Below are 26,772 nucleotides of genomic sequence, written 5' to 3' on the forward strand. Positions count from 1 at the left end.
ATCCCTGAGGGGGGACCTCCATCATGCAGGCCGCGCCCGTACGCGCCACCGCCATCCCGTCGTTCACCGATGCACTCCGTGCCGTCGAGTCGCTGCTCATGAGCAGCGGCCAGCGCACCGCCCGCCGCAACGCCTGGACGTCCGTCCTGGAGGACCGCCGCCGCGCCAAGGACCGGGTCGAGACCCAGCAGGTCCTGGAGAAGGCCCTCGCCTCCCGTCCGTGACGCCGGCGGCTGTCGGGAGACTGCCGTCGTCGGCGCTCCCGGGGCCACGTAGACTTCGTGGCATGGCGAGAAGTGACAGCGCGGCGGATGCCGCAAACCCCGGGCGTCTGAAGCAGATCGCCCTGACGTACAAGATGACCCGCAGGGCCGACAAGACGATCGGCCTGGTGCTCGCGGGTGTCTTCCTCCTCATCCTCGGTGTCTTTCTCGCGTTCGGTTTCCTGATCGGTCACCCGGTCTACCTCGGCATCCTGGGCCTCCTGCTCGCCTTCCTCGGGACGGCGATCGTGTTCGGGCGCCGGGCCGAGCGGGCCGCGTTCGGGCAGATGGAGGGACAGCCGGGCGCCGCCGCGGCCGTGCTGGACAACATCGGCCGGGGCTGGACGACGACCCCCGCGGTGGCGATGAACCGCAGCCAGGACGTGGTGCACCGGGCCGTCGGCAAGGCCGGCATCGTGCTGGTCGCGGAGGGCAACCCGAACCGGGTGAAGACCCTGCTGGCCGCCGAGAAGAAGAAGATGAACCGCATCGTCGCGGACGTGCCGGTGCACGACCTGATCGTGGGCACGGGCGAGGACCAGATCCCGCTGAAGAAGCTGCGCACCTCGATGCTCAAGCTGCCGCGTGTGCTGACCGGCCCCCAGGTGACCGCCACCAACGACCGGCTGCGCGCGATGGGCGACCTGATGAGCAACATGCCGCTCCCGAAGGGGCCCATGCCGAAGGGCATGAAGCTGCCGAAGGGCGGGCCGAAGGCGCGCTGATCGACGCCGTACGACGAAGAGGGCGCCCGGAGTGATCCGGGCGCCCTCTTCGTCGTAGAAGAACCTTCGTCGTAGAAGAACCTTCGTCGTAGAAGAACCAGTGAGTCTGGATCCGTACAACCCGTGGGTCTAGATCCGTACCTCGACCGTGCCCGCCAGCCGGTCGTGCAGGCCTCGGCCGTCGCGGTCCCAGACCAGGGCCGGCACCGCCAGGCACAGCAGGACGCAGCGCAGCAGGGCGCGCAGGGGCTTGACCTGGCCGGTGGTCACCTCGACGACCCGGAGGCCGAAGAGCCGCTTGCCCGGCGTGAAGCCGATGGTGCCGACGGTGAGGACGCTCATCAGGAAGAAGACCAGCAGCGCCCAGTTCGAGGTCGCCGGGGCCTTGTAGCCCTGAGTGATCAATTGGGATGCAATCAGAATGCTCATCCCCCAGTCCACGGCCAGGGCGCCCAGGCGCCGTCCCGGCCGGGCGATGGAGCCCGGCCCCTCCTCGGGCAGCCCCAGCTGCTGACCGCGGTATCCGAAGTCCACACCGGCTTCCTCGGCGGCCGCACGGGGGCCGGAGAGCCACGATCCGATTGCTTCCCTCTTGTCCACCCATCCACGGTACTGCCCGCGTTTCGGGATACGGACAGGTGGGGTGGATCGGAAGGCATCCGGTTAACTTGTGCGAAACAAATGGGTCACGCCTGAGAAATCACGCGTCCCTAGGGTCGGGCACAGCGTGTGCCACCGCACTGGCCGCACGAACGAACTACCACCCCGGCACGGAACCGTCGGGAGTAGGAGGAGCTGGATGTTCCAGAACGCCGACGAGGCCAAGAAGTTCATCGCGGACGAGGACGTCAAGTTCGTCGACGTCCGATTCTGCGACCTGCCGGGCGTCATGCAGCACTTCACGCTGCCCGTCGAGGCGTTCGACCCGGACGAGGAGCTCGCGTTCGACGGTTCGTCGATCCGCGGTTTCCAGGCCATCCACGAGTCCGACATGGCGCTGCGCGCGGACCTGTCGACCGCGCGGGTCGACCCCTTCCGCCGTGACAAGACGCTGAACATCAACTTCTTCATCCACGACCCGATCACCGGCGAGCAGTACAGCCGTGACCCGCGGAACGTGGCCAAGAAGGCCGAGGCCTACCTCGCGTCGACCGGCATCGCCGACACCGCGTACTTCGGTCCCGAGGCCGAGTTCTACGTCTTCGACAGCGTCCGTTTCGCCACCTCGGCGAACGAGAGCTTCTACCACATCGACTCCGAGGCCGGCGCCTGGAACACCGGTGCGGTCGAGAACAACCGTGGTTACAAGGTCCGCTACAAGGGCGGTTACTTCCCGACCCCGCCGGTCGACCACTTCGCCGACCTGCGCGCCGAGATCTCCCTCCAGCTCGCCGCCTCCGGCCTCCAGGTCGAGCGTCAGCACCACGAGGTGGGCACCGCCGGCCAGGCCGAGATCAACTACAAGTTCAACACGCTGCTCGCCGCGGCCGACGACCTCCAGCTCTTCAAGTACATCGTGAAGAACGTGGCCTGGAAGAACGGCAAGACCGCGACCTTCATGCCGAAGCCGATCTTCGGTGACAACGGCTCGGGCATGCACGTCCACCAGTCCCTGTGGGCCGGCGGCCAGCCCCTCTTCTACGACGAGGCCGGCTACGCGGGCCTGTCGGACACCGCCCGCTACTACATCGGCGGCATCCTCAAGCACGCCCCGTCGCTGCTCGCCTTCACCAACCCGACGGTGAACTCGTACCACCGTCTGGTGCCGGGCTTCGAGGCGCCGATCAACCTGGTGTACTCGCAGCGCAACCGCTCCGCGGCCATGCGTATCCCGATCACGGGCTCCAACCCGAAGGCCAAGCGCGTCGAGTTCCGTGCGCCCGACTCCTCCGGCAACCCGTACCTGGCGTTCTCGGCGCTGCTGCTCGCGGGCCTGGACGGCATCAAGAACAAGATCGAGCCGGCCGAGCCGATCGACAAGGACCTCTACGAGCTGGCTCCCGAGGAGCACGCGAGCGTGGCGCAGGTCCCGACCTCGCTCCCGGCCGTTCTCGACTCCCTCGAGCGCGACCACGAGTTCCTGCTCGCCGGTGACGTCTTCACGTCCGACCTGATCGAGACGTGGATCGACTTCAAGCGCGCGAACGAGATCGCTCCGCTCCAGCTGCGTCCGCACCCGCACGAGTTCGAGCTCTACTTCGACGTGTGATCGACGCGTAGTCCGTACGACGGCGCCCCCGCCCCTGTTGTCCAGGTGCGGGGGCGCCGTCGTATGGTTTCCGGCACGACTGTTCGAAGAAAGCTGACGGGGGTCACGAGAATGCCCGAACGGGACGACGAGGAGCGGGAGTTCGACATCCGCTGGGCCGACGCCGCCGAGCTCAAGGAGCCCTCGGCGAGGGCCCGGATGCTGGCCGCCCGCTGGAAGGACAACCCCCCGGAGCCCCAGCCGTTCCGCGCCGACCCGGAGGGAGTGTCCCGGCCGCGCTCGGGCTGGGCCTCGGCGGCGATCGTGTTCGGGGTCGTGGCGGCGGTCATCGTGCTGCTGGGGTACAGCGGGTTTCGGGCGCCGTACTAGGCACGGCGCCGAGCAGGTAAATCGCACGCCCGCTCGGGGGGCGGTCGCTTACGCTCGCCGGACGTACGGAGGCGGGTGGGCATGGACATCGAGGACGGGAACGCGGCGGCGGTGCGGCTCGCGGAGGGGGCTTCCCTGCGGGAGGCCTTCGACACCGCCGACCCGGCCGGCTGGACCGCGCTGGACGCCGGGGTACGGCAGCTCACCCGGGTACCGGACGCGTACGGGTACGTGTGGATGTCGGCGTGGGAGCGGACCGACAGCGGCCGGCTGCTCGTCAAGGTGCTGGGCCGGGAGCGGCGTCTGCTGCCCCGTGGCGTCCGGCTCACCGCGTCCCAGCTGGCGCTCGGCCTGTGCCACCGGGACGGCCGGGTGCGGCAGTCCGCGCTGGAGAGGGTCGGCGAGCACCCGGAACTGCTGCCGCTGGTGGTGGTGCGGTGCGCCGACTGGGTTCCCCAGGTGCGCGAGCGGGCCCGGGAGCGGCTGGCGGAGCTGCTGGACGCCGAGGGCGCGGCCCGGCTGGCACCGCTGATCCTGCGGATGGGGCGCCGCGGGCGGGGCGACTTCGCCGCCGATCTGACCACCGCGCTGCTGAGCACCGCGCCCCGCGAGATCCTCGTACCGCTGTGCCGGCACAGCGACCGTGCCGTACGCCGCTACGCCCACCGTCTCGTCATCGCCAACCGTCTCCTCTCCCCCGCCGAACTCGCCCGTGCCGCCGCGCTCGACGACGACACCGTCGTGCAGGATCTGTGCGCCGATGCCGCGCTGGCTGCCCTGGCGCAGGAGGGTCCGCGGGACGGCGTACTGGAACCGCTGCTCGGCGCGCGGAATCCGCGGGCCCGGGCGGCCGGGGTCACCGCGTTGCGGCGGGCCGGGATGCCCGAGCGGGCCGCTGGGTTCCTCGGGGACCGGGCGGGGCGGGTGCGGGCCTGTGCGCGGTACGTGGTGCGGCAGTACGGGGGTGATCCGGCGGCCTGGTACCGGGAGCGGTGTGCCGGTGCGGAGGTGTCACCGGGGGTCGTCAGCGGGCTCGCGGAGTGCGGGGAGCGGCGGGACACGGCCGTGTTGTGGGCGCTGACCTCGCACCCGGTGGCGGCGGTGCGGGCGCGGGCCGTGGCGGGGCTGCGGAGTCTGGACGTGTCGGACGTGGCGCGGTTCACGGCGCTGCTCGACGATCCCGACCCCGGGGTGGTGCGGGAGGCGACGGCGGAGCTGGTGCCCTCGGCGCGGTCGTTGGACGAGGAGTGGCTGCTGGGGCGCCTCGCGGCGGGGCGGACCCGGGCGGTGCGGGTCTCCGCGTTCCGGCTGCTTCACGAGCACAGCGGTCTCGCACGGCTGCGGGCCGCGGTCGCGCTCGTCGACGACCCGGACGACAGGCTGCGGCACGCGGCCCGGCAGGCCGTGCAGCGCTGGCACCCGACCGCGGACGTGCCCCACGGGGTGGTCGAGGTGGGTGAGCTGCTGGACCGGGCGCGGGAGCTGTTCAGCGAGTACGTGCTGCGACGGCGCAAGTTGGAGGCGGGGCTTCCGGCCTGAGCCTTTGCCCGTCCCAGGGCTGATCGCGACCGCTTCATGGTGGGGCCGGGTGCACACTGGGAGTCGGGACGAGTGCCTGACTGCGGGGTGATGCAGATGCAGAGCCGCTTCCGGAGCGACCGGCGCCTGACCGTGCGGATGACGGTCACGCTGTTCCTGCTCGGGCTGTTGTACGTCGTCTTCGTGGGCGCGTTGATCGTGCTGCTGAAGTCCTGGGTGCTGGTCGTGGCCGTGGTGGCCGCGATGCTCGTGGCGCAGTACTGGTTCTCCGACCGGGTCGCGCTGTTCGCGATGCGGGGCCAGGTCGTGGAGCGGGAGGCGTATCCCGAGCTGCACGGGGTCGTGGACCGGCTGTGCGCCATCGCGGACATGCCCAAGCCCGTCGTCGCCGTCTCCCACATGGACATGCCCAACGCGTTCGCCACCGGGCGGAGCCCCGAGCACGCCGTGGTGTGCGTGACCGACGGGCTGCTGCGGCGGCTGGAGAAGGACGAGCTGGAGGGTGTCCTCGCGCACGAGCTGTCGCATGTGGCGCACAAGGACGTCGCGGTGATCACCGTCGCCTCGTTCCTGGGGGTCATCGCGGGGCTCATCGTCCGGTTCGCGTTCTACTCGCAGGTCTTCGGCGGGCGGAAGGACCAGAACACCGCCGTGATCTTCGCCGCCGTCATGGGGGTCTCGGCGGCCGTGTACGCGCTGAGCTTCCTGCTCATCCGGGCCCTGTCCCGGTACCGGGAGCTGGCCGCCGACCGGGCCGCGGCGCAGCTGACGGGGCGGCCCTCGGCCCTCGCCTCCGCGCTGACCAAGGTGTCCGGGGACATCGCCCGGATCCCGACCAAGGACCTGCGGACCGTGCAGGCCTTCAACGCCTTCTACTTCACCCCGGCCACCGGCAAGGAGCCCGGCATCGAGCGGTACTTCTCCACCCACCCGACCCTGGAACAGCGCCTCGATCAACTGGGGCGGATCTCCGCCGAGTTGGGCGAGGCCGCCCGGCCCGGGATGTCGGAGTAGCGGATGGGGCTGCTGGACATCCTGCTCGGGCGCACCAAGCCGGTCGCGCCCGATCTCGACCGGCTCTTCGCCCTGCCGTCGGCGGCCGTGACCTTGGAGGCCGCGGCGGGGTTCACCCCGACCGGGAGCGGTGCGGTGTGCTTCGCGACCGTCGAGGGCGCGGCGTTCGAGCAGACGCACCGCGAGGTGCAGGCGTTGCTGGACGCGGACACCGACCGCGACGGCCCTCCGGTCGAGCTGCGGCGGGACGACTACGGCTATTCCTGGCTGGTGTCCCAGCGCGCCCCCGACCAGCTGCATCTGCTGGTCAACGATCTGCACGCGGTGAACTCCTCGATGGAGGTCAACGGCTTCGGCCCGCAGCTGCTGTGCTCGCTCGCGGGCTTCCGGGACGACGCGGGCCGCATGCTCGCGCTGGTCTACCTCTACAAGCGCGGCACCTTCTACCCGTTCGCGCCGCTGCCCGGGGGCGGGCAGCGGCGGGACAACGCGCTGGAGCTGCGGGTGAAGGCGGCGCTCGCGGACGATCTGCGGCTCGAACAGGATCTGAGCCGCTGGTTCCCGGTGTGGGGCGCCCCCGGTCTGTGACCTCGCCGACCAGGGGCTGCCCGTACCGGTCTCACTTGCTCTTCTCGCGCTCCTGGCGGCGCGACTCGAAGGGGCGCTCGCGACGGTAGCGACGCTCCCACTTGGCCTGCTTGTCCCGGCGGTCGCGGTAGGAGCGGTAGTCGCTGGGCATCATCCCGCCGCCGGACGACGAGCCGCCGCCCTTGGACGGGGTGGCGGACGTCCCGCGCCCGTACTGCATGTACAGGAACAGCACGGCGACGGCGGCGAGCCAGTAGAGGTGGTTCCCGAATCCTAAGACGACCAGAACTGCGGTCCCGGCCATGACGATGGTGCCCATCGGTGGCCTCCGTGTGCGTGGGTGGGTGAGCAGCAGAGTAGTGCCGAACGCGCAGAGTGACGCCCGCCCTGCGGAAAGCAGAGGTGACAGCTCCGCAACAGGTGTCCAGCGTAGGGAGTCCGTCACTCGGCGTGCATCTCCTTTTCGTCGTCGACCCGTGATCGAATGACGGCATGCTCTCCTCCTTCACCCTCGGTCATGACGGCGAACGGCTCAGCGGGGTGCAGGACGGCGGTGGTTCGGGGTGGGCCACCGTCGTCGTGCTGCACGGGGCGGGCAACGGCAGCACGGAGCGGCTGACGCCGGTGCTGGCGGAGTTCGCCGGCCGTGGCTGCGGGGTGCTCGCCCTGGACTTCTCCGGGCACGGTGAATCCAGCGGTGAGCTACGGGAGTTGAGTCTGCGTCGGCGGTTCGAGCAGGCCGCCGCGGTGATCGACGCGCGGGTGCCGGCGGCCGGGTCGCTGGTCCTGGTCGGGTTCAGCATGAGCGGGCAGACGGTCGCGGATCTCGTACGGCACTACGGGCGGCGCGTGTCGGCGATCGGCCTGTGCGCGCCCGCGGTGTACGCGGCCGAGGCGTGGGACGTGCCCTTCGGGGACGGCGACGGGCGGTTCAGCGAGATCATCCGTACCCCGGACAGCTGGCACGAGGCACCCGCGCTGAACACGCTGCGGGCGTACGAGGGCCGGGCGGTGCTGGCGGTGCCGCGGCACGATGCGGTGATCCCGGCCGCCGTGACCGAGGCCGTGCAGGACGCGCTGGCCGCGCGGTCGCAGTTCACCCGCGTCGAATTCCCGGACGCCGGACACCGGTTGGGGGTCTGGTTCCACGATCACCCGGACGACCTGCGGGAGTTCGCCGACGCGCTGCTGGCCGACGGCTGGACCGCGACCCGCGCCTGGCTGGCCAAGCAGCTCCCCGAGGGCCGTACGGTCGCCACGACCCGTTTCCTGTCGGGCGGTTGGAGCTCGCAGATGCGCGGGCTCACCCTCGACGACGGCGCGGAGCTGGTGCTGCGGTCCTTCGTGAAGCCCTTCTTCCGGCACCACGCCCCCGGGCTCCTCGCGCGCGAGGCGGCCATCCTCACGCTGCTCGCCGGAGCGGACGGCGTCCCGGCCCCCGCGCTGCTCGCCGTGGACGCCACCGCCGAACTCGCCGACCATCCCAGCCTGTTGATGTCCAGGCTGCCGGGCCGGGTGCGGGTGGACGAGGAGGATCTCGTACGACGCCTGGACCTGCTGGCGGGGCAACTCGCCCGTATACACGCCGTCGTACCGGAGGAACGGCCGCGGACGTATCAGGCGTGGACGTCTCCCGAGCGGGCGCGGGTGCCGGCGGGCGCGATGTGGGAGCGGGCCGTGGACGTCATCCGGCGCGAGCCGCCGTCGTACGAAGGGGTCTTCCTGCACCGGGACTTCCACCCGGGGAACGTCCTCTTCGCCGGGGGGCGGATCAGCGGGGTCGTCGACTGGGTGGAGACCTCCTGGGGGCCGGCCGACCTGGACGTGGCCCACTGCTCGACGGCGCTGGCGCTGCTGCACGGGCCGGAGCACGGGCTGGCGTTCCGGGAGCGGTACGAGGCGCAGGGCGGGCGGCACCTCGCGGACGGGGCCGACCACTTGTACTGGCGGCTGCTCGACGCCCTCGGTTACGCCCCCGACGCCGCGAAGCTTGCGGGGCCGTGGCGCGAACTGGGGCGGAGCGATCTGACGCCGGAGATGCTGGGCGGGCGGCTGGAGGCTTATGTGGGCGGGTTGTTGGAGCGGTACGCCTGAGCAGCCCCTCGGGTCCCGTCGTCAGCGCGCCGCGCGTGGACCTCTCGCGGTCACACCTCCGGTGCCGCCGTCACCACGCCCGCGGCGATCGCGGCGCCCAGGGTGGTGTGGTCGGTGGTGGTCTGGACGGCGTAGGAGCGGGCGAACTCGGCGATCGCGTGGTCGAAGGTGTCGCCGCCGCCCAGATAGGCGGCGATGGCGATGCGGTCGCCGGAGCGCGCGTGGGCGCGGGCCAGCGCGGTGCCGCACAGGCGGGCGTACGTGGTGAGCTCCGCCGGGCTCATCCCGGCGACCTCCGCCGAGCCCTTCATGTCGCGCAGCTGCCGCCAGTAGTAGGCGCGCCCCTGCGGTCCGCTCATCCAGCCCAGGAAGATGTCGCCGGCGGCCTGGAGCAGTCGCTGGCCGGCGACGACCCGGTGCCCGGGATGGACGTACGGCCCGCTCGGCAGATGCTCCTCCAGTACGGACTTCCGCGCCTCCTTGATCTGGAGGAACAGCGGGTCGTCCGCGTCCCGGCCGGCGAGCAGCACGATGAAGCAGCGGGTGCCGACGCTGCCGACGCCGACGACCTTGCGGGCGGCGTCGACGAAGCGATAGCGGTCGAGGAGGAGGCGGCGTTCCTCGGAGAGGGTGGAGCGGTAGTCGCTGAAGATCTTGCGCAGGGCGGCCATGTCGGGGACACCGGCGCGTTCGAGGAGCGGCGGGTCCTCGATGATCCGGCGGCGCCCGTCGACGACCTCGGTCAGCTTGCCGAGGGCCTGGAGGCTGGTGCGGCGGCGGGCCCGGGTGAGGGTCGACCGGGCTCGGCGACGGAGGCGGGTGGAGCGGACGAGCGGGAGCAGCGCGTCGGCGTCCAGGCTCTCGTACCAGACGGCGAGTTCCCCGAGCCCGGAGAGCCGGCGCATCGACGTGCGGTACGCGGCGGTCGCCTCCACGGCCGCCCGGTGCGCCTTCGCCTCGCTGTGGCCGTTCTCGCGGGCGGCCACGACGACGCTGGCGGCGAGGCGTTTGACGTCCCACTCGAAGGGGCCGGGGAACGTCTCGTCGAAGTCGTTGAGGTCGAAGAGGAGGCTGCGTTCCGGAGAGGCGTAGAGGCCGAAGTTGAGGAGGTGGGCGTCGCCGCAGAGCTGCACGGTGAGGCCGGTGTGAGGCTGCGACGCGAGGTCGGTGGCCATCACGGCGGCGGCGCCGCGCAGGAAGGCGAACGGGGAGGCCGACATCCTGCCGTATCTGATCGGCAGCAGCTCCGGGAGGCGGTCACGGCCCTGGCGTTCCAGGACGGCGACGGGGTCGGGGCGGTCGAGGGAGGGGATCCAGGTGGCGTGGGCGGAGCGGGGGACGCGTTTGCGGGCGGATCGTCCTTGGGCGGCGCGGTCGCCGGGGCTGGGGCCGCCGGAGGTTCCGGCGACGCCGGGGGAGCCGGGGGTTCCCGGGGCGCTCATCCGCCGTGCCTCTGCATCGCGCCTCCCGATTTCGCCGTGCCGGCTGATCCCTGGTGTCGGACACCTCCTGATCGCAGGGAAGCGTGCGAGGGGGGCGCGCGCATGCGGAGTACGGCGATCGGGTGACGGGTGGGGACGGGTGGGGACGGGTGGGGACGGGTGGGGGTTCGCGTCGAGACGTCGTTGTCAGTGGGGTTCGGCAGGATGGGGGGGCGTCGGTGGTGTGGTGGGCGGAGGGCAGGTCGGATGCGGTACGTCGGGGTGGAGGAGCGGCGCGGACGGCTGGGCGTGCGGCATCGGCTGGCGACGGGCTCGCGAGCAGAGCGGCCCGAGGAGGTCGCCGAGGCTCTCGTCGCGTTGCACGGCAGCGATCCGGCGACCGTGCATCTGGCCGTCGGGGCCCGGCTGGCGGAGTCCGGCAAGACCGTCGCGGAGACCGAGCGCGCGCTGTACGAGGACCGGACCCTGGTGCGGATGCACGGCATGCGGCACACGGTGTTCGTGTTCCCCGCGGAGCTGACCGCGGTGGTGCACGCCTCCACCGGGCTGGTCGTGGCGGGGCGTGAACGGACCTCGCTGGTCAAGGACATGGCCAAGGCGGGGGCGCCGGACGCCGCCTGGCTGGCGGACGTCGAGGCGTCCACGCTGGCCGCCCTGGAGCGGCGCGGGCAGGCGACCGCGGCCGAACTCGCGCAGGACGAGCCGCGGTTGCGGGAGCAGTTCGTGTACGCCGCCGGGAAGAGCTACGAGGGTGTCCACACCGTCTCGACCCGGCTGCTGAGGGTGTTGGGGGTGGAGGGGAAGGTCGTACGAGGGCGGCCGTTGGGGTCCTGGACCTCGAGTCAGTTCCGGTGGGCCGCCGCTCCCCCGCATCCCGAACTCGACGTGGCCGAGGCCCAGGCGTCCCTGCTCCGCCACTGGCTCACGGCGTGCGGACCGGCCACGGAGGACGACCTCAAGTGGTGGACCGGCTGGAAGGTGACGGACGTCCGGCGGGCGCTGGCGGCGATCGGCGCGGAGGCCGTGGCGCTCGACGAGGGCACCGGGTATGTGGCGCAGGGGGACGCCGAGCCCGTGGACGGGGGTGACCGGCCCTGGGCCGCTCTGCTGCCCGCTCTCGATCCGACCGCCATGGGCTGGCAGCGGCGGGACTGGTTTCTCGCGCCCGCTCTGCGGCCCCCGCTGTTCGACAGAAGCGGCAATGTCGGGCCCACCGTGTGGTGGCACGGCCGGGTGGTGGGCGGCTGGGCCCAGCGGCCCGACGGGGAGATCGTCTGGCGGCTGCTGGACGAGGACGGGGTCGGGCGGGAGGCGAAGGCGGCCATCGCCGCGGAGGCGGAGCGGCTGCGCGGGTGGGTGGGGGCGACCCGGGTGACACCCCGCTTCCGGACGCCGCTGGAGCGGGAGTTGTCGGCATAGGGCGGCGTGAGCGGCGGGTGCCGGGTGCCGGGTCCGTGCGGACCCGGCACCCGGCACCCCACGGCTCACCGCGCGTAACGCATCAGCGCCCGCACCATGTGGCACGTCGTGTCCGACGGCGGGTGTACGCCGATCGTCTCCGCCGTGCTCCGTATCTTCTCGTTGCGCGCCTGGTTCGGCAGGTACACGCCCGAGTCGAGCAGGGCGATGGCGAGCCGCATCGCCTTCAGGCGGCGGTTGTGCGTGATGTACCACTCGCGTGGCCGGCCCGGCGGCAGCGGGCGCTTCTCCACGGGGGCGTACGGCAGGTCGAGCAACACCGGGTGCTGGACGGTCGACTGGGTGGGCAACGGCTTCAGAGCGGCAGCGGGCACAGGCATCCTCCTGTCGCGGTCAGGGTGTCCGACGAGGCTTCCGCGGCCCCGCCCCACACCCTCGAACACTGCTTCTATTCTACCCGCCCCCACTGACAAAAGCCCCTGGCCACAAGGGCTTTCGGGGGTGCTGTGACAGGGGTGGAACAGGGGTTTTCGCGTACCGTGAGAGGCATGGAGATCTGGATCAACCCGGCCTGTTCCAAGTGCCGCAGCGCCATCGGCCTGCTCGATGCGGAGGGGGCCGACTACACCGTCCGCCGCTATCTGGAGGACGTGCCGAGCGAGGCCGAGATCAGGGCCGTACTCGACCGGCTCGGCCTCGAACCATGGGACATCACCCGCACCCAGGAGGCCGACGCCAAGGAGCTCGGGCTCAAGGAGTGGGCGCGGGACGAGACGTCGCGGGACCGGTGGGTCAAGGCGCTCGCCGAGCACCCCAAGCTGATCCAGCGGCCGATCATCACGGCGGACGACGGCACGGCGGTGGTGGGCCGCAGCGAAGAGGCCGTCCGGGACGCCCTGTCCCGGTAGGCGCAGGGCGACCGCTCTGCCCGATAGGTAACCGCTTGTCCGGCGGCGGGAGTTCAGGGCCCTCGCACTGTTACCCTCCGCCGCCATGACCTTCGGTGATCAAGGAATGCCGTACGGGACCCCGGACCCGTACACCCAGTGGGTGGTCGAGCAGGAGCGGATACGCCGGCGTCGGCGCACCCGGCGGGCGGTGGCCGCGGGGACGGGTGTGGTGCTCGTCGCGGCGATCACCGCGGGCGCCGTGCTGTACACGGACCGCGGCGGGGAGGGCACGGCGGCCGCCGCCTCGTCCTCGGCCGCCTCCTCCGCCGGCGCGCCGTCCCCGGCCGTACCGTCCGTCGCGGCCTCCCTCCCCTCCGACGCCCCGTCCGCCCTGCCCTCGTTGCTCTCACGGCCGGTCATCCGCCCGGAGCAGGCCTTCCCGGCGAAGAGCGTGCGGCTGTCCGACGGTGCCCGGTACGAGCGGGTCGACCTGGCCACCACCTCCGACTGCGCCAAGGGCATGTCGCCGGAGCTGGCCGCGCTCATCGAGCAGGGCCGGGGGTGCGAGCGGCTGACCGCCGCGCTGTTCACGGACGCCGACCGGCGCTCGCAGGTGACGGTGACCGTGCTGAGCTTCCGGCGTGCCGAGGACGCCTCGTCGGTGTTCGCGATGGCCTCGATGGACCCGGTGACCTACCAGGTCGTGTCGCTCGATCCGCCGCCGGCGGCCGGGCTGCCGACGGTGCCACCGGGGTCGGCGGGGGTGTTCCGGCGACTGATGACCGTGCGGTCCGTGGTGTTCGCCAACGGGCAGTGGGGCGACGGTTCGGAGCAGGACGAGGCCGCGATCACCGAGCAGACCGAGGACCTTCTCCGGTATGTCGACGACAACGTCGTCGCGTACGAGGATCCGGACTCGGTGTGAGGCTGACGGCGAAGTCCGGTGTGACGCAGGTTACTTCAGTGACTCCTGTAACCGCTGAGTAACCTCGTTCGGTATCTCGTACATAGCGGCGTACGCTCCCCTACCTCTTCAGGAGGCGCGCATGTCGCGTAGGAGAACTCTCGGTACAGGCAAGAAGATCGCGCTGTTCGTGGGCGCGGCGTCGGTGGCGGGCGGTGGGGCCTTCGTCATGGCGAGCACGTCGAGTGCCTCCCAGGCGCAGCAACCGCGGACGAAGGCGGCCGACTCGGGCGTCTGCCAGGGGCTCGCCACCGCCCTCGGCAACAACCAGAAGTTCATCGACGGCCAACGCGCCGCTCCGGACGCGCAGTCGGCGGCCCGGATCGCCAACCGGCAAGCGGTCATCGAGCAGATCAAGGTGCAGCAGAAGGCGTCCGGGTGCGCCGTTGGGGAGTCGGCTCAGGGCTCCCAGGCGGCACAGCCGGCGGCTCCCGCCGCACCGAGCGCCGCACCGAGCGCGGCGCCCAGTGCCGCCGCGAGCGCACCGGCCGCCTCCGGGCGGCAGGTCTGCAACGGATCCACCGTCACCCTCTCCGGTGAGGGTGGTGCGCCCGCCGCGTCCAGCAACCAGTTCCCGGCGGGGACGACGCTGAAGGTCACCAACCTGGACAACAACAAGTCCACGACGGTGAAGGTCACTTCGGTCTCGGGCAGCTGTGTCCTGCTGAACAACGCCGCCTTCGAGCAGGTCCGGGAACCGGGCAAGTTCCTGATCCGGCGAGCCGTGATCGAGAAGGTGGGGTGAGGTTCAACGACGTAGGAACTCCGTGAGGCGGCGGCCCAGTTCGGCGGGTGCCGACTGCGGCAGCGCGTGATGCGAGACGTCGGGGACCACCACCGTCTCGGCGTGCGGCAGCAGTTCACTCGCCCTGGCCGTCACCTTGTACGTGTCATGTGTCCTGCTGTTCGCGGCCACGAGCAGCAGGACCGGCACGTCAAGGCCGCGCAGGGCCTCATCGGCCGGGCGCGGGCCGGTCACCGGCTTCGCTACGGAGGGGAAGCCGGCGGCCGCCTCCTGGAGGCGGAGCCAGTCGGGGTCGAGCGGCACTCCCCCGGTCTCCCACTTCAGGAAGGCCCGGACGCGGTGGGGCGCGGGCCGCAGCAGCATCGGCAGGGCGTGAAGCAGATACGCCGGCCGGTATCCGGCGAAGCACAGGGTGGGGTCCAGCAGGAACAGGCTGCGCACCCGCCCCGGTTCACGCACGCGCGCGTGCAGGGCGTGGTGCAGGGCGACGAAGGCGCCGTACGAGTGCCCGCCCAGATCCGTCTCCTCGATGTCGAGGCCGTCGAGGACCGCGTCCAGCCATGCCGCCAGGTCGGCGACCGTACGGGGGTGACGGTCGGCGGCCGGGACGCTGCGGCCCGCGTCGCCGATCAGGTCGACGGCGTGCACGCGGTGACTGCGGGCCAGGTCGGCGGCCTGGGCGTACCAGGACGCGGAGGTCGCGCCGCCGCCGGGCAGCAGGACGAGCGGGGGCGCGCCGGCCGGTCCGCACACGGTGACGTGGGTCGCGCCGAAGGGCGTGGGGACCCGGACCGCCTCCCGCTCCGCGGGCCACTTGGCCATGACCTTGTCGTAGGCCGCCTGGAAAGCGTCGTCGTCGTACGTGCTCATCGGGCCCTCCCCTATTATCTCGTCGAGCGAGATGTTCGACGAGCGAGACAATAGCCGAGGAGCGGCATGAGCGGCACGACACCCCAGGGGCCCGAGATGGAGATCGTCCATCTGCTGCGCGCCGTCACCGTCGAACTCGGCCTGCACAGCGCCCGGTTCGCCCAGCGCCACGCCATGCACCCGACGGACGTGCGGGCCCTGATCGCCCTCATGGACGCCGCACGCGCGCGTGAGGAGATGACGGCAGGGCGGCTCGGGGCGGCGCTCGGGCTGAACTCGGCGGGCACGACCGCGCTGGTCGACCGGCTGGAGCGGGCGGGGCATGTCCGGCGGGTGCGTGGGGAGCGGGACCGGCGCAAGGTGGTGATCGAGGTGAGCGAGGGGGCGGTCGCGCTCGGACGGGCCTTCTTCGGGCCGGTGATCGAGCGGGCCGTGGGGCTGCTGGAGACGTACGACGAGCGGGAGCGGGCCGCGATCCGGGGGTTCCTGACGGGGGTGCGGGACGCGGTGGCCGAGGAGGACTGAGCCCCCAACCCCATCGCATACGAGCCGGCGCCACCGGCCCCGCGGCCGGCTTCCGGGGCCGGTCTCCGGTCGCCGCCGCCCCTCACAGCGTGAAACTCGCCACAGAACGAGCAGGTAACACGGGGTTCACATTCGAGCAATGGCCGGGAAATCGCCTGTTGACAGGCTCGCGCACACCAAGCGCGGCGTTTCAGTGCCGCAGCGCCGCAGCACCCAGCAGCACCCGCAAGCGCGCCTAGAGACCCACCCCCGAAGGATGTGGCCCGTGACCTTCAAGGCTGAGTACATCTGGATCGACGGCACCGAGCCGACGGCCAAGCTCCGTTCCAAGACGAAGATCCTGGCGGACGACGCCAAGGGCGCGGAGCTGCCGATCTGGGGCTTCGACGGGTCGTCCACGAACCAGGCCGAGGGGCACTCCTCGGACCGCGTGCTCAAGCCGGTCTTCTCCTGCCCGGACCCGATCCGCGGCGGCGACGACATCCTGGTCCTGTGCGAGGTCCTCGACATCGACTTCACGCCGCACTCCTCCAACACCCGTGCCGCGCTGGCCGAGGTCGCCGAGAAGTTCGCCTCCCAGGAGCCGATCTTCGGCATCGAGCAGGAGTACACCTTCTTCAAGGACGGCTACCCGCTCGGCTTCCCGAAGGGCGGCTTCCCGGCCCCGCAGGGCGGCTACTACTGCGGTGTCGGCGCCGACGAGATCTTCGGCCGTGACGTCGTCGAGGCGCACCTGGAGAACTGCCTGAAGGCCGGTCTCGGCATCTCCGGCATCAACGCCGAGGTCATGCCCGGCCAGTGGGAGTTCCAGGTCGGCCCGCTGTCCCCGCTCGAGGTCTCGGACCACCTGTGGGTGGCCCGCTGGCTGCTCTACCGCACCGCCGAGGACTTCGGCATCTCCGCAACCCTGGACCCGAAGCCGGTCAAGGGCGACTGGAACGGCGCCGGCGCGCACACCAACTTCTCCACCAAGGCGATGCGCGAGGGCTACGACGCGATCATCACCGCGTGCGAGTCGCTCGGTGAGGGCTCCAAGCCGCTGGACCACGTGAAGAACTACGGCGCCGGCATCGACGACCGCCTGACCGGTCTGCACGAGACCGCCCCGTGGAACGAGTACTCCTACGGTGTCTCCAACCGCGGCGCCTCGGTCCGTATCCCGTGGCAGGTCGAGAAGGACGGCAAGGGCTACATCGAGGACCGCCGCCCCAACGCCAACGTCGACCCGTACGTCGTGACGCGGCTGATCGTCGACACCTGCTGCACCGCGCTGGAGAAGGCCGGCCAGAGCTGATCCGCGCAGAGGTTTCCCGAGGGGCGTCCACCGACAGGTGGGCGCCCCTCGGCGCGTTGTCAGTGGGGTCTGACATGGTGGGGGCATGGAGATCGACGGGGGTCTGGACATCAAGGTCGAGACCGAGAACTGGCAGACGCACGCGCGGATTTCGGCGGAGCGGCTCAGCGGGCTGGTGGAGCGGATCGGGGGCGAGCGGGACCGGTTCCTGATCGTCCAGCGGATACCGGACCTCCCGGACGTCTTCGCCCAGGTGTGGCACGAGGAGGGCGGGGACTACCGGCTGGAGCACCGGCGCAGCTATGACGAGTTCTTCGGTACGAACCTCACCGACCTCGGCCGGGTCGCGGACCTTCTGACCGGTTGGGCCCGGCAGGACGCCGGCTGGGACGCGGGCGTCGACTGGGAGCTGATCGAGCTGGGTCCGCGGGAGGAGGTTCCCGACCTTCCGGACGAGGTGCGGGAGACGGTCGAGGAGCGGGTGCGGGTGCGGCTGCGCTGCGGGTACGACACCCGGCGGGTGCTCGCCGAGATCGCCGAGGACTACCTGGTCGAGGGCGACGAACGGCCCGTGTCCAAGCCCCAGGCGCAGCGGCTGGTGGACAGGCTGTGGCTGGAGCGGGTGGCCGAGCAGGAGACCTGGGAGGGGGTCACCGACCCCGAGCGGCTCACCCGCGCCTTCGAGGCCCTGGAGGCCGCCGGCATCACCGCCCGGGAGAACTTCACCTGCTGCCGGAGCTGCGGCACCGGCGAGATCGGCGCCGAGCGGGAGGACGCGCGCGGATACGTCTTCTTCCATCAGCAGGTCACCGAGCAGGCCGCCGAGGGCCACGGACTCGCCCTCTACTACGGCGGGTTCGACGGCTCGGACGAGACCACCACCGCCGTCGGCCAGGAGGTCGTCGCCGCCCTCACCACCGTCGGGCTGTCCACCCAGTGGGACGGCAGTCCGGGCCGGGCCATCGACGTCGGCCCCCTGAACTGGCGCAAACGCCTGGTGGGGTGACGTACGCGACGTCAGTTTCTCGTCAAGGAAGCGTCCAAGCTGTGAGAGGAGGGTCCTGTTGCGGGCTTGTGTCTGCTTCAATGTGGGCATGGCCAGTTTCCAGAACCCCACCGCGACAGGTCGCCATGACCTCGAGCCGTTCTGGCCTTCCCGTCAGCACCACGACTTCGACCGGGTGTGTTGCCGCGTGAGGAACGCGCGGGCCCTCTAAAGCCGTACACACCCCGTCCGGCCTTCGGCCAGCGCGCAGTCGATCCACGTCTTGGGACGACCCGTCCCCGGGACGACCTCCTCGCGCGAAAGAGCTGACCCTCATGGCGACCACTCGTTCTCTGTCTCCCGCCCCCCTCGGCACCGCCCCGGCCGAGCCCGGCCCCCGGCACCGGCTCAGGGCCGTCGGCCCCGACGACGTACTGCACGTGGCGGACTTCCTGCCGCCGGGTGCCACCTGGCTGCCCGCCCCGCAGCACACGCTGCCCACGCTGCCGGGCCAGCCGCCGATGATCGGCTACCTGGTGCTCGTCCCGGCCGACCAGCAGCCGCTGCTGCCGACCGAACCGGCCGCGACCGGTGCACCCGGCGCCCTGAGTGCGCCGGGCGCCCTGGGTGCCGACAGCGACGACGAACCGCTCGTCCGCATCGACACCGTGCAGCGCACCGCCGAGGTGAACGGCGTCGAACTCGACCTCACGTACCTGGAGTTCGAGCTCCTCGCCCACCTCGTCGCCAACCCGCACCGGGTGCACACCCGCGACCAGCTGGTCACGACCGTGTGGGGCTACGGCCACGTGGGCGACGGCCGCACCGTCGACGTCCACATCGCCCGGCTGCGCCGCAAGCTGGGCGCCCAGCACCGGCAGGCGATCCAGACGATCCGCCGGGTCGGCTACAAGTACGCGCCGCCGACCGGGCGCTGACCTCGCGGCAGGCTGTCTGCTGACGGCAGAGACCCGTTACGCGGACCCCTTCCACCAGGCAGAGTCTCCGCCATGAGACTTCTGGTGCTGGGTGGTACGGAGTTCGTGGGGCGCGCCGTCGTCGAGGCGGCGCTCGGGCGCGGCTGGGACGTGACCGTCTTCCACCGGGGACGGCACGCACCCGTGGCCGGGGTGCGGTCGCTGCACGGCGACCGCACCGCGCCCGACGGGCTCGCCGCCCTGGCCGGCACGGACACCTGGGACGCCGTCGTCGACACCTGGTCGGCGGCACCCCTGGCGGTGCGGGACGCGGCGCGGCTGCTGCGGGGCCGCGCACAGCGGTACGTGTACGTGTCGAGCCGCTCGGTGTACGCATGGCCGCCGGCCGCCGAACTGACCGAGGACGCACCCCTGGTGGAGGGCGCCTCGGCCGATGCCGGGCAGAGCGACTACGCCCGTGACAAGCGGGGCGGCGAGCTGGCCGCGACCGAGGTCTTCGGCGCGGACCGCTCGCTGCTCGTCCGCGCGGGGCTGATCCTCGGGCCGTACGAGAACATCGGGCGGCTGCCCTGGTGGCTGACCCGGATCGCGCGGGGCGGGCCCGTGCTGGCCCCGGGGCCGCGGGATCTGCCCCTCCAGTACATCGACGTCCGCGACCTCGCCGCGTGGGTACTGGGCGCCGTGGAGCGGGAGTTGAGCGGGCCGTACAACCTGGTCGGGCCGAGCGGGCACGCCACCATGGGCGGCCTTCTGGAGGCCTGCGCGAAGGTCACCGGCTCCGGTGCCGAGCTGCGCTGGACCGACCCGGACGTCGTCCTCGGCGCCGGCATCGAGCCCTGGACGCAGCTGCCGGTGTGGGTGCCGCCGGGCAGCGACCTGCATGCGGCCCTGCACACCGGTGACGTCACCAAGGCACTGGACACGGGACTGACGTGCCGTCCCGTCACCGAGACCGTCGCCGACACCTGGAGCTGGCTGCGGGAGATCGGCGGCACCGCGCCGCAGCGGCCGGACCGGCCCGCCGCGGGGCTCGACCCGGAGGTGGAGGCGAAGGTACTGGGGCTTGCCGGGGGTGTACCTGGCACCACCCCCTGACCGGGTGGCCAAGCCCCGTGACCCGGCGCAGGGCCTCGGCGAGACTGCTGCCATGAGCATCGAGACACAGCACAGCGGCGGCGGCACATGGGCGCGGACCTCGGGTCTGGCGGCGGTACGGGGGTTCGGGCTGGCGTTGGTCGCGCTGCCGGGTGCCGTCCTGTGCCTCGTGCTGTCGCTGGTGTCGATCGCGCTCATCCCGATCGGCGTCGGGATCGTCACCACCCCGTGGGTGCTGACCGGGGTACGGGCGTTCGCGGACTGGCGCCGGGTCGTCGCCGCCGAGTGGGGCGGGGTGCGGATCGCGTCGGCGTACCGGCCGCTCCCGGCGAACGCGAACCCCTGGGGACGCACCTTCGGCATGCTGGGTGACCCGGCGACCTGGCGGGACCTCAGGTGGCTGCCGGTCGACATGACGGCGGGGTTCCTGACCGCGCTGCTGCCGGCCGTGCTGCTGCTCTACCCGGTGGAGGGGCTCGCGCTGGCCGCCGGGCTGTGGCGGGCCTTCCCGGACGGGTACTGGTACGCCTTCGTGCCGGTCACCGGGCAGGCCTCCGCGTTCGGCGCCGGTGCGCTCGCCCTGGTCCTCCTGCTGCTGTTCCGGCTGCTCCCCGCGCCCGTGCTGCGCGCCCACTTCCGCCTGACCCGCGCCCTCCTCACCCCCAGCCAGGGCGAACTCGCCGAGCGGGTACGGGTGTTGACGGAGACCCGACAGGACGCCGTGGACACCTCCGCCGCCGAACTGCGGCGCATCGAACGGGACCTGCACGACGGGGCGCAGGCCCGGCTGGTCGCCATGGGCATGGACCTCGGCACCATCGAGCTGCTCCTCGACAAGGACCCGCAGAAAGCCAAGGAGTTGCTCGCGCAGGCCCGCAAGTCCTCCGTCGACGCCCTCGCGGAGCTGCGCGACCTGGTGCGCGGCATCCATCCGCCGGTGCTCGCCGAGCGCGGACTGGGCGACGCCGTACGGGCGTTGGCGCTGCGGCTGCCGCTGCCGGCCGAGGTGACGGTGGAGCTGCCCGGGCGGGCCGACGCGCCGGTGGAGTCGGCGGCGTACTTCGCGGTGAGCGAGGTCCTCACCAACGCCGTGAAGCACGCGGACGCCCAGCGGCTCTGGATCGACCTGCACCACAAGGACGGCACCCTGCGCATCAGCGTCACCGACGACGGCAAGGGCGGCGCGGTGATCGGGGCCGGGTCGGGACTGGCCGGGGTCGAACGGCGGCTCGGTACATTCGACGGCGTCCTGGCCGTCAGCAGCCCCGCGGGCGGTCCCACCATGGTCACCATGGAGATCCCTTGCGCGTTGTCCTAGCCGAAGACCTGTTCCTGCTGCGGGACGGGCTGGTCCGGCTCCTTGAAGCCCATGACTTCGAGATCGCCGCCGCCGTCGAGTCCGGCCCCGAGCTCACCCGCGCGCTGGCCGAGCTGGAGCCGGACGTCGCCGTGGTCGACGTACGGCTGCCGCCCACGCACACCGACGAGGGGTTGCAGTGCGCGCTGACGGCCCGGCGGGCCAGACCCGGGCTGCCCGTGCTGGTGCTCTCGCAGCACGTGGAGCAGCTGTACGCGCGTGAGCTGCTCGCCGACGGCACGGGCGGGGTGGGCTATCTGCTGAAGGACCGGGTGTTCGACGCGGCGCAGTTCGTGGACGCGGTGCACCGGGTGGCGGCGGGCGGCACGGCCATGGACCCGCAGGTGATCCAGCAGCTGCTGACCCGGCGGGCGGCCGCCGACCAGCCGCTGGGCCGGCTGACCCCACGCGAGCTGGAGGTGCTGGAGCTGATGGCGCAGGGCCGGTCCAACGCGGCGATCGCGGGACAGCTCGTCGTCACAGAACGGGCCATTGCCAAGCACACCTCCAACATCTTCGCCAAACTGGACCTCGAGGTGTCGGACGACGACAATCGTCGCGTTCTGGCGGTCCTCGCCTATCTGGACCAGGGCCGGTGAGCGGCCGCTGATTCTCCGTAACTTCTGCTGCTCAAGCGGCTGTTGGGGCGGGACTGCCGGGTAATCCTCTGATTTTTATGAGAGACGCGTGAACACCCGTGGGACCGCGTCCGTATGGAACGACGCCGCTTCACTCCTGTCGGGCGCCTCGAATGCCCCGCAAGGAAGTCAGAGGAGTTCCATGGGACGCAACAATCGCAAACGCCGTACGTCGATGACCACCAAGGTCGTGGCCGGATCGGCAGCCCTAGCGCTCGGTGGGGGCGGGCTTGTCTGGGCGAACTTCTACGCATCGGCTCACGAGTCGAGCTCGGGGCAGAACCAGGTGAAGGCCGCCGGGGCCCAGATCGCCACGATCCAGTGCCCGGACGTCGGCCAGAAGCTGACGAACGTCCCGAACGGCGCCCGGAACGGCGTGAGTACGGAGCTGGCGAACCTCGACAAGCAGATCACCGAGGCGTACGCCCGGCTGGCGTCCACGCGCCAGGCGCAGGCGGGCGACTCCGGGTTCGTGCAGAACGCGATCCTCGGCCCGCTGAAGGAAAAGCGGTCCGCCGCTCTGGACCGCATCCGGATCAACATCCAGCGGGCCGGCGGACAGGTCGCGAACCTGTCGCAGCTCGCCGCCTGCACCGGGATCCCGGCCCAGCAGCCGCAGACCAACGCCGGTCAGGGTGGTCAGCAGCAGAACGGCGGCCAGCAGCAAGGCGGCCAGCAGCAGAACGGCGGCCAGCAGCAGGGCGGCCAGCAGCAGAACGGCGGTCAGCAGCAGGGCGGCCAGCAGAACGGCGGCCAGCAGCAGAACGGTCAGGGCGGTAACGGCCCGACGGCCGCCGACTTCGTGGACATCACCAAGGTGCAGGCCAACGCGCAGCTGGGCGTCGGCCAGAACGGCCTCAAGGCGAACGGCGGTTCCGGCTCCCGGGGCGTGTTCATCACGAAGTGCGGCACCAACGGCAACAAGAACCACAACACGGACAACGTGATCGTGGCGCCCGGTGTCAGCAACGGCGCCCACCACCTGCACGACTACGTCGGCAACCAGAGCAACGACGCGTTCGCGAGCGACCAGGAGCTGGCGGGGGCCCAGACCACCTGCCAGAACCAGGGCGACAAGTCCTCGTACTTCTGGCCGGTGCTGCGCCTTCAGAACGGCACGCAGGACTTCGACCAGAACAAGGACGGCGGCGGCAAGGAAGGCAACGTCGGCAAGATCCTTCAGGCCTCCCAGGCGCAGATCAAGTTCGTCGGCAACAAGAAGGGCAACGTCGTCGCGATGCCGACGGCCCTGCGCATCATCACCGGTGACGCGAAGGCCTTCGTCAACGGCAACGCGAACGCCAACGTCAACTGGAGCTGCACCGGCTTCGAGAACAAGGTCCAGCTGCACGACAAGTACCCGATCTGCCCGCAGGGCAGCCAGGTGGTGCGCACGACCAACTTCCAGAGCTGCTGGGACGGCAAGAACATCGACAGCGCCAACCACCGTACGCACGTGGCGTTCGTCCAGGCCGACGGCTCCTGCGCCAACGGCTTCAAGGCGATCCCGCAGCTCCAGGTCCGGCTCGTCTACAACGTCCCGGCCCCGAAGCTCCAGAACGGCCAGGTGATCCAGCCGTACGCGGTGGACACCTTCCCGGAGAACCTGCACAAGCCGATCACCGACCACAACGACTTCATCAACTTCTTCTCCACGCAGACGATGAACAAGATGGTCAACTGCATCAACACCGGCCAGCGGTGCCAGTGAGCTAGCTAGCGCATGAGAGAGCCGGCGGTGGGAATTCCCACCGCCGGCTCTTTCGTGTTCTGCGCGTTCAGTGACCGGAGTGCGCGGTGTGGTCCTGGCCTTCCTCGATGTTCCCGCCGAGCGTCTCGCGCAGCGTCGCGGTCACGTTCTCGGTCTCGCCGACGGCCACCCACTTGCGGCCGACGAGGTAGTGACCGCCGTAGTCCTTGGCCCCGTCGATCCACTCGCGCTGGCCGCGGTCGGTGGCGAAGGTGGCCAGCAGGAACTTGCCGTGGGCGTCGCTCTTGCGGCACGAGGCCTGGCGGAGTTCGTCGGCGTCGATCTGGATGGTCGGCTTGCAGCCCACCTCCGCGGCGAGGTGCTCAAGGCTGCCGCTCGCCGTCTCCGGCACGGCGGCCTTGTCGTCGCCGTCGCCGGAGCCGCAGCCCGCCAGCACGAGGACCGCCGCGGCTGCCGTCGCCGCGAGCATCGGTCGGGTCAACCTCATCTGTTCCTCCGGAACCTTCCCGTGGGCCTGGGTGCCCGTCCCCTTCCATACGGCCGGGGAGCACGCCGCGCTCAAATCGGCTGTCCCAGTGGGTACGCCTGTGCGAAAGTGTGCCGGTGAACGAGAACTGGGAACAACGCGTGACGGCCGCCTGGGCCACCTTCGACGACTATCCCGAGGAGCGGGCCGCGGATTTCCGCGCGGTGATCGACGCCCTCGTCGCCGAACTCCCCGACGACAGTCCGCTCGGCCCCTTCGAGCAGGCCTGCGCCTGGGACTCGACCGGCCACTCGGACAAGGCGGCGCCGCTGTACCGGGAGGCGCTGGCACGCGGGCTGTCCGGTTACAAGGGGCGCCGCGCGAAGATCCAGCTCTCCAGCTCACTGCGGAACCTCGGCCAGGCCGAGGAGGGCGTCAAGCTCCTGACACCCGAACTGGACGCCCCCTCCGACGAGTTGGACGACGCCGTACGAGCCTGTCTCGCCCTGTGCCTGTCCAGCCTCGGCCGCGACCGCGAGGGCCTCTCCCTCGTCCTCGGCGCCCTGGCCCCGCATCTGCCGCGCTACCAGCGGTCGATGGCCAACTACGCCCGCGCACTGGTCGACCCCGACGACTGAGTCGCCCGGGCGGCGGTGACCAACGCACGATTCGCTCGTTCTGCTGAACGTGCAGTCACAGGATGTCGCCCCGCGCCCCGCACCGTCCGCCTCCGCCGAGCCGTTCGTCGATGTCGAACAGGCCGAGGCCGCGCTCGTCGAGCACTACCCACGGCTGGTCCGGCTGGCCTATCTGGTGCTGCCGCCGGGCCTCGGCCGCAACCGGCGGGTCCTGACCGCACACGCCCTCACCCAGCGCGCCCTGCCGCGCGGCCGGGCCTCGACACCGGCCATCCCGGCCCAGTCGACCGGCCGCGACGGCGACCCGGGGTACGCCTTCGTCCGCCTCCAGGTGCTGCGTACGGCGCTGGAGGCGGGCCTGCCGCTGACCTTCCGGGCCTGGCCCAAGCGCTCCCAACTCCCGCCGCTGCTCCCCCAGGTGTGGGGGCTGAGGCTCTTCCCGCGCTCGGGCGGCGCCGACGAACTCGCCCTGGACCAGCGGCTGTCCGCGCTGTCCGGCGAGGCCCGGGCCGCCTACGTCCTGCGCGGTCTGGAGCGGCTCCCGGACGGCGACGTCCGCCGGGTGCTGACCGAGGCCGGGGTGGCGGACCCGGACGAGGCGCTGGACGAGGCCGCCGAGGTGCCCGCCCAGTACGCCCTCCTCGACTCCCCCGAGTTCGACGCCTGCTCGCTCCAGGCCCGCCCCACCGACCTGATGCGCCGCAGGCAGCACCTGAAGGCCGCGCTCGCCGCCGCGGCGGCGGTCGCCGTGTGCGGGGCGCTGCTCGGGCTGCCGGGCGGCGGCTGGGGCCCCGACGGCGCCGCCGCGCCCGCGTACGCGCGGAACCCGTCTGCGCAGGCCGCCCTCGACACCGCCAACCTGACCCGGGTCCCGGCCACCGCCTGGCAGGCCGCCTCCCGCAACGACTTCTCCGTCTGGCCCGCCCGCGGCGAACTCGCCCACGACACCGCGCTGCTGCGCCGCGCCCTCGCCGTCTGGGCCCGCCCCGGCGAGACCGTCCAGGTCTCCGCGACCCCCGGCACCCCGTCCGGCGGCCCCGCCGGCCCGCCGCAGCTGCTGTACGCGGGACTCGTCGACAACGCGCGCGTGGTGATCCTCTACGACGGTCTGCGCATCGCCCGCTACGCCGAGCCGAAGGACGGCACCAAGGGCGCCGCCCTCGACTTCGCGCGCGTCGACGGGGCCACTCCGGGTGAGGCGAGCGCGGTCGTGCTGGGCCGGGCCGACGGCAACGTCCGCTATCTGCTGGCGCCCTGGGTGAAGAAGGCCGCCGAGCGCGACCTGCTGAAGCCCGGCTCCGGTGCGATGGACCTGACCCTGACCGAGGGCGTCACCTCGCCGCTGGCGGGTCCGGCCCAGCAGAACGGCGGCTGCACGTCCTGGAACGTGCTCCAGCTGACGGACCGCTCCGGCACCCGCCTGATGAGCGACCTCGGCGAACTGGTCCCGGCCCGCCTCACCACGGGCCGCCCCGGCGCGGTGCACGAGGCGTCCGGCGCGGAGGCGCTGCGCACCTGGGCGCCGTACGCCTGCTCGCTGGGCGCGATGCGCTCGGCCGGCGTACGGACGGTGAACGCGTGGGCGTACGCCGAGCAGCCGCTGCCCGAGGCGGGCGGGTCGGCGGACTGGGTGTGCACGCGCGCGGAGACCTGGCGCGGCGGCGGGACCCGCGCGCTGGCGCAGTTCCGCACCCCGGGTTCGGCGTACGGGGCGGTCGCGGCGCAGGCCGAGAACGTCCCGGCGTGCGGCCCGCGCGACCCGAACGTGCTGGCGGGCGTGTTGTGGAAGTCGGGGTCGGGCTCCTGGTACCTGCTGGCGGCGGGCGGCAAGAACACCGCGTCGATCAGCACGACCGGCGCGGTGCGCGGCTCGGGCCAGGGGAACCTGCTGGCGGTGAAGGCCAAGGAAGGGGCGCAGGCCGGGCTGAAGGGGACGCTGGCCGACGGGCGGGCGATCAACGGGCTGCGCTGAGCCCCGCTTGCTGACGTCGGTG

At 71.7% G+C, this 26,772-nt stretch carries 28 protein-coding genes; 22 read left to right on the forward strand and 6 right to left on the reverse strand.

Features of this window, described 5'->3' with window-relative positions; translation table 11 throughout:
- The first annotated feature begins 23 nt into the window (after positions 1–23).
- Positions 24–224: an SCO2195 family GlnR-regulated protein gene (locus EJC51_RS14660; protein ID WP_126271484.1), complete on the forward strand. Its 201-nt coding sequence runs from the start codon at positions 24–26 to the stop codon at positions 222–224.
- A 62-nt stretch (positions 225–286) separates the two neighbouring features.
- Positions 287–988, forward strand: coding sequence for a DUF4191 domain-containing protein (locus tag EJC51_RS14665; protein WP_097263131.1), 702 nt, complete (start codon positions 287–289; stop codon positions 986–988).
- Positions 989–1,117: 129 nt separating this feature from the next.
- On the opposite strand, the gene EJC51_RS14670 is transcribed toward EJC51_RS14665, so the two are convergent.
- Complete coding sequence (locus EJC51_RS14670; protein WP_126271485.1) at positions 1,118–1,588, reverse strand: RDD family protein; 471 nt, start codon at positions 1,586–1,588, stop codon at positions 1,118–1,120.
- 199 nt (positions 1,589–1,787) lie between these two features.
- On the opposite strand from EJC51_RS14670, the gene glnA reads away from it, so the two are divergent.
- From glnA to pspAB, 5 genes are all read left to right on the forward strand, one after another.
- Positions 1,788–3,197 carry a type I glutamate--ammonia ligase gene (gene glnA, locus EJC51_RS14675; protein ID WP_059191344.1) on the forward strand — a complete coding sequence of 470 codons (1,410 nt, stop codon included), beginning with the start codon at positions 1,788–1,790 and terminating at the stop codon, positions 3,195–3,197.
- Positions 3,198–3,308: 111 nt separating this feature from the next.
- Positions 3,309–3,566, forward strand: coding sequence for an SCO2583/SCO2584 N-terminal domain-containing protein (locus EJC51_RS14680; protein WP_126271486.1), 258 nt, complete (start codon positions 3,309–3,311; stop codon positions 3,564–3,566).
- A gap of 81 nt (positions 3,567–3,647) precedes the next feature.
- Positions 3,648–5,105 (forward strand): hypothetical protein, encoded by a 1,458-nt coding sequence (locus EJC51_RS14685; RefSeq protein WP_244362625.1) that lies wholly within the window; start codon positions 3,648–3,650, stop codon positions 5,103–5,105.
- Between the two features lie 90 nt (positions 5,106–5,195).
- Positions 5,196–6,119 (forward strand): zinc metalloprotease HtpX, encoded by a 924-nt coding sequence (gene htpX / locus EJC51_RS14690; RefSeq protein WP_126271488.1) that lies wholly within the window; start codon positions 5,196–5,198, stop codon positions 6,117–6,119.
- Positions 6,120–6,122: 3 nt separating this feature from the next.
- Positions 6,123–6,707: a PspA-associated protein PspAB gene (pspAB, locus tag EJC51_RS14695; protein WP_126271489.1), complete on the forward strand. Its 585-nt coding sequence runs from the start codon at positions 6,123–6,125 to the stop codon at positions 6,705–6,707.
- A gap of 31 nt (positions 6,708–6,738) precedes the next feature.
- Here pspAB and EJC51_RS14700 read toward each other — a convergent pair whose 3' ends face one another.
- On the reverse strand, positions 6,739–7,026 hold the full coding sequence (locus EJC51_RS14700) for a hypothetical protein (protein WP_126271490.1): 288 nt from the start codon (positions 7,024–7,026) through the stop codon (positions 6,739–6,741).
- A 173-nt stretch (positions 7,027–7,199) separates the two neighbouring features.
- Here EJC51_RS14700 and EJC51_RS14705 point away from each other — a divergent pair, with 173 nt between their 5' ends.
- Positions 7,200–8,801: an alpha/beta fold hydrolase gene (locus EJC51_RS14705; protein ID WP_126271491.1), complete on the forward strand. Its 1,602-nt coding sequence runs from the start codon at positions 7,200–7,202 to the stop codon at positions 8,799–8,801.
- Between the two features lie 50 nt (positions 8,802–8,851).
- On the opposite strand, the gene EJC51_RS14710 is transcribed toward EJC51_RS14705, so the two are convergent.
- On the reverse strand, positions 8,852–10,243 hold the full coding sequence (locus EJC51_RS14710; RefSeq protein ID WP_126271492.1) for a DUF2252 domain-containing protein: 1,392 nt from the start codon (positions 10,241–10,243) through the stop codon (positions 8,852–8,854).
- Positions 10,244–10,489: 246 nt separating this feature from the next.
- Between EJC51_RS14710 and EJC51_RS14715 the strand changes: the two genes are divergently transcribed.
- Entirely contained in the window at positions 10,490–11,662 is a 1,173-nt protein-coding gene (locus tag EJC51_RS14715) for a winged helix DNA-binding domain-containing protein (RefSeq protein ID WP_208870708.1), read from the forward strand.
- Positions 11,663–11,727: 65 nt separating this feature from the next.
- On the opposite strand, the gene EJC51_RS14720 is transcribed toward EJC51_RS14715, so the two are convergent.
- A complete protein-coding gene (locus tag EJC51_RS14720) occupies positions 11,728–12,036 on the reverse strand; it encodes a hypothetical protein (RefSeq protein ID WP_126271494.1) in 309 nt (102 codons plus the stop codon).
- Between the two features lie 174 nt (positions 12,037–12,210).
- Between EJC51_RS14720 and EJC51_RS14725 the strand changes: the two genes are divergently transcribed.
- The 3 genes from EJC51_RS14725 (at position 12,211) to EJC51_RS14735 (ending at position 14,261) form a co-directional block, all read left to right on the forward strand.
- Positions 12,211–12,570 carry an arsenate reductase family protein gene (locus tag EJC51_RS14725; RefSeq protein ID WP_208870709.1) on the forward strand — a complete coding sequence of 120 codons (360 nt, stop codon included), beginning with the start codon at positions 12,211–12,213 and terminating at the stop codon, positions 12,568–12,570.
- 85 nt (positions 12,571–12,655) lie between these two features.
- A complete protein-coding gene (locus EJC51_RS47700) occupies positions 12,656–13,477 on the forward strand; it encodes a hypothetical protein (RefSeq protein ID WP_166682777.1) in 822 nt (273 codons plus the stop codon).
- A gap of 121 nt (positions 13,478–13,598) precedes the next feature.
- Entirely contained in the window at positions 13,599–14,261 is a 663-nt protein-coding gene (locus EJC51_RS14735) for an RlpA-like double-psi beta-barrel domain-containing protein (RefSeq protein WP_126271497.1), read from the forward strand.
- A gap of 3 nt (positions 14,262–14,264) precedes the next feature.
- Here the strand turns inward: EJC51_RS14735 and EJC51_RS14740 are convergent, their stop codons facing one another.
- Positions 14,265–15,131 carry an alpha/beta fold hydrolase gene (locus tag EJC51_RS14740; protein ID WP_126271498.1) on the reverse strand — a complete coding sequence of 289 codons (867 nt, stop codon included), beginning with the start codon at positions 15,129–15,131 and terminating at the stop codon, positions 14,265–14,267.
- A gap of 66 nt (positions 15,132–15,197) precedes the next feature.
- Between EJC51_RS14740 and EJC51_RS14745 the strand changes: the two genes are divergently transcribed.
- The 8 genes from EJC51_RS14745 (at position 15,198) to EJC51_RS14780 (ending at position 23,674) form a co-directional block, all read left to right on the forward strand.
- On the forward strand, positions 15,198–15,656 hold the full coding sequence (locus tag EJC51_RS14745; protein ID WP_126271499.1) for a MarR family winged helix-turn-helix transcriptional regulator: 459 nt from the start codon (positions 15,198–15,200) through the stop codon (positions 15,654–15,656).
- Positions 15,657–15,921: 265 nt separating this feature from the next.
- Positions 15,922–16,950: a glutamine synthetase gene (glnII, locus tag EJC51_RS14750; RefSeq protein ID WP_126271500.1), complete on the forward strand. Its 1,029-nt coding sequence runs from the start codon at positions 15,922–15,924 to the stop codon at positions 16,948–16,950.
- 85 nt (positions 16,951–17,035) lie between these two features.
- The gene (locus EJC51_RS14755; RefSeq protein WP_126271501.1) at positions 17,036–17,956 is read left to right on the forward strand and encodes a DUF6891 domain-containing protein; all 921 of its coding nucleotides are present in this window, start codon (positions 17,036–17,038) and stop codon (positions 17,954–17,956) included.
- A 314-nt stretch (positions 17,957–18,270) separates the two neighbouring features.
- Positions 18,271–18,873, forward strand: coding sequence for a winged helix-turn-helix domain-containing protein (locus EJC51_RS14760; RefSeq protein ID WP_126271502.1), 603 nt, complete (start codon positions 18,271–18,273; stop codon positions 18,871–18,873).
- A gap of 72 nt (positions 18,874–18,945) precedes the next feature.
- On the forward strand, positions 18,946–19,968 hold the full coding sequence (locus EJC51_RS14765; RefSeq protein ID WP_126271503.1) for an SDR family oxidoreductase: 1,023 nt from the start codon (positions 18,946–18,948) through the stop codon (positions 19,966–19,968).
- 52 nt (positions 19,969–20,020) lie between these two features.
- A complete protein-coding gene (locus tag EJC51_RS14770; RefSeq protein ID WP_126271504.1) occupies positions 20,021–21,286 on the forward strand; it encodes a sensor histidine kinase in 1,266 nt (421 codons plus the stop codon).
- Positions 21,271–21,924: a LuxR C-terminal-related transcriptional regulator gene (locus tag EJC51_RS14775; RefSeq protein ID WP_126271505.1), complete on the forward strand. Its 654-nt coding sequence runs from the start codon at positions 21,271–21,273 to the stop codon at positions 21,922–21,924. Before EJC51_RS14770 ends, EJC51_RS14775 begins: the two co-directional genes overlap by 16 nt.
- A gap of 181 nt (positions 21,925–22,105) precedes the next feature.
- Positions 22,106–23,674 (forward strand): DUF1996 domain-containing protein, encoded by a 1,569-nt coding sequence (locus tag EJC51_RS14780; RefSeq protein ID WP_126271506.1) that lies wholly within the window; start codon positions 22,106–22,108, stop codon positions 23,672–23,674.
- Between the two features lie 67 nt (positions 23,675–23,741).
- Here the strand turns inward: EJC51_RS14780 and EJC51_RS14785 are convergent, their stop codons facing one another.
- Positions 23,742–24,161, reverse strand: coding sequence for a hypothetical protein (locus tag EJC51_RS14785; RefSeq protein WP_126271507.1), 420 nt, complete (start codon positions 24,159–24,161; stop codon positions 23,742–23,744).
- A gap of 98 nt (positions 24,162–24,259) precedes the next feature.
- Between EJC51_RS14785 and EJC51_RS14790 the strand changes: the two genes are divergently transcribed.
- Together EJC51_RS14790 and EJC51_RS14795 are read left to right on the forward strand one after the other, a co-directional pair.
- Complete coding sequence (locus EJC51_RS14790) at positions 24,260–24,778, forward strand: tetratricopeptide repeat protein (RefSeq protein ID WP_126276953.1); 519 nt, start codon at positions 24,260–24,262, stop codon at positions 24,776–24,778.
- Positions 24,779–24,827: 49 nt separating this feature from the next.
- The gene (locus EJC51_RS14795) at positions 24,828–26,750 is read left to right on the forward strand and encodes a hypothetical protein (protein WP_126271508.1); all 1,923 of its coding nucleotides are present in this window, start codon (positions 24,828–24,830) and stop codon (positions 26,748–26,750) included.
- Positions 26,751–26,772: the final 22 nt, after the last annotated feature.

This window comes from Streptomyces aquilus (assembly GCF_003955715.1).
Lineage (GTDB): Bacteria > Actinomycetota > Actinomycetes > Streptomycetales > Streptomycetaceae > Streptomyces > Streptomyces aquilus.

Excerpts from the sequence above, each read along its gene's own strand:
- EJC51_RS14660 (WP_126271484.1), top strand. The coding sequence starts at position 24 with ATGCAGGCCGCGCCCGTACGCGCCACCGCCATCCCGTCGTTCACCGAT.
- EJC51_RS14665 (WP_097263131.1), top strand. The coding sequence starts at position 287 with ATGGCGAGAAGTGACAGCGCGGCGGATGCCGCAAACCCCGGGCGTCTG.
- glnA (WP_059191344.1), top strand. The coding sequence starts at position 1,788 with ATGTTCCAGAACGCCGACGAGGCCAAGAAGTTCATCGCGGACGAGGAC.
- EJC51_RS14680 (WP_126271486.1), top strand. The coding sequence starts at position 3,309 with ATGCCCGAACGGGACGACGAGGAGCGGGAGTTCGACATCCGCTGGGCC.
- EJC51_RS14685 (WP_244362625.1), top strand. The coding sequence starts at position 3,648 with ATGGACATCGAGGACGGGAACGCGGCGGCGGTGCGGCTCGCGGAGGGG.
- htpX (WP_126271488.1), top strand. The coding sequence starts at position 5,196 with ATGCAGATGCAGAGCCGCTTCCGGAGCGACCGGCGCCTGACCGTGCGG.
- pspAB (WP_126271489.1), top strand. The coding sequence starts at position 6,123 with ATGGGGCTGCTGGACATCCTGCTCGGGCGCACCAAGCCGGTCGCGCCC.
- EJC51_RS14700 (WP_126271490.1), bottom strand. The coding sequence starts at position 7,026 with ATGGGCACCATCGTCATGGCCGGGACCGCAGTTCTGGTCGTCTTAGGA.
- EJC51_RS14705 (WP_126271491.1), top strand. The coding sequence starts at position 7,200 with ATGCTCTCCTCCTTCACCCTCGGTCATGACGGCGAACGGCTCAGCGGG.
- EJC51_RS14710 (WP_126271492.1), bottom strand. The coding sequence starts at position 10,243 with ATGAGCGCCCCGGGAACCCCCGGCTCCCCCGGCGTCGCCGGAACCTCC.
- EJC51_RS14715 (WP_208870708.1), top strand. The coding sequence starts at position 10,490 with ATGCGGTACGTCGGGGTGGAGGAGCGGCGCGGACGGCTGGGCGTGCGG.
- EJC51_RS14725 (WP_208870709.1), top strand. The coding sequence starts at position 12,211 with ATGGAGATCTGGATCAACCCGGCCTGTTCCAAGTGCCGCAGCGCCATC.
- EJC51_RS47700 (WP_166682777.1), top strand. The coding sequence starts at position 12,656 with ATGACCTTCGGTGATCAAGGAATGCCGTACGGGACCCCGGACCCGTAC.
- EJC51_RS14735 (WP_126271497.1), top strand. The coding sequence starts at position 13,599 with ATGTCGCGTAGGAGAACTCTCGGTACAGGCAAGAAGATCGCGCTGTTC.
- EJC51_RS14740 (WP_126271498.1), bottom strand. The coding sequence starts at position 15,131 with ATGAGCACGTACGACGACGACGCTTTCCAGGCGGCCTACGACAAGGTC.
- EJC51_RS14745 (WP_126271499.1), top strand. The coding sequence starts at position 15,198 with ATGAGCGGCACGACACCCCAGGGGCCCGAGATGGAGATCGTCCATCTG.
- EJC51_RS14755 (WP_126271501.1), top strand. The coding sequence starts at position 17,036 with ATGGAGATCGACGGGGGTCTGGACATCAAGGTCGAGACCGAGAACTGG.
- EJC51_RS14760 (WP_126271502.1), top strand. The coding sequence starts at position 18,271 with ATGGCGACCACTCGTTCTCTGTCTCCCGCCCCCCTCGGCACCGCCCCG.
- EJC51_RS14765 (WP_126271503.1), top strand. The coding sequence starts at position 18,946 with ATGAGACTTCTGGTGCTGGGTGGTACGGAGTTCGTGGGGCGCGCCGTC.
- EJC51_RS14770 (WP_126271504.1), top strand. The coding sequence starts at position 20,021 with ATGAGCATCGAGACACAGCACAGCGGCGGCGGCACATGGGCGCGGACC.
- EJC51_RS14780 (WP_126271506.1), top strand. The coding sequence starts at position 22,106 with ATGGGACGCAACAATCGCAAACGCCGTACGTCGATGACCACCAAGGTC.
- EJC51_RS14785 (WP_126271507.1), bottom strand. The coding sequence starts at position 24,161 with ATGAGGTTGACCCGACCGATGCTCGCGGCGACGGCAGCCGCGGCGGTC.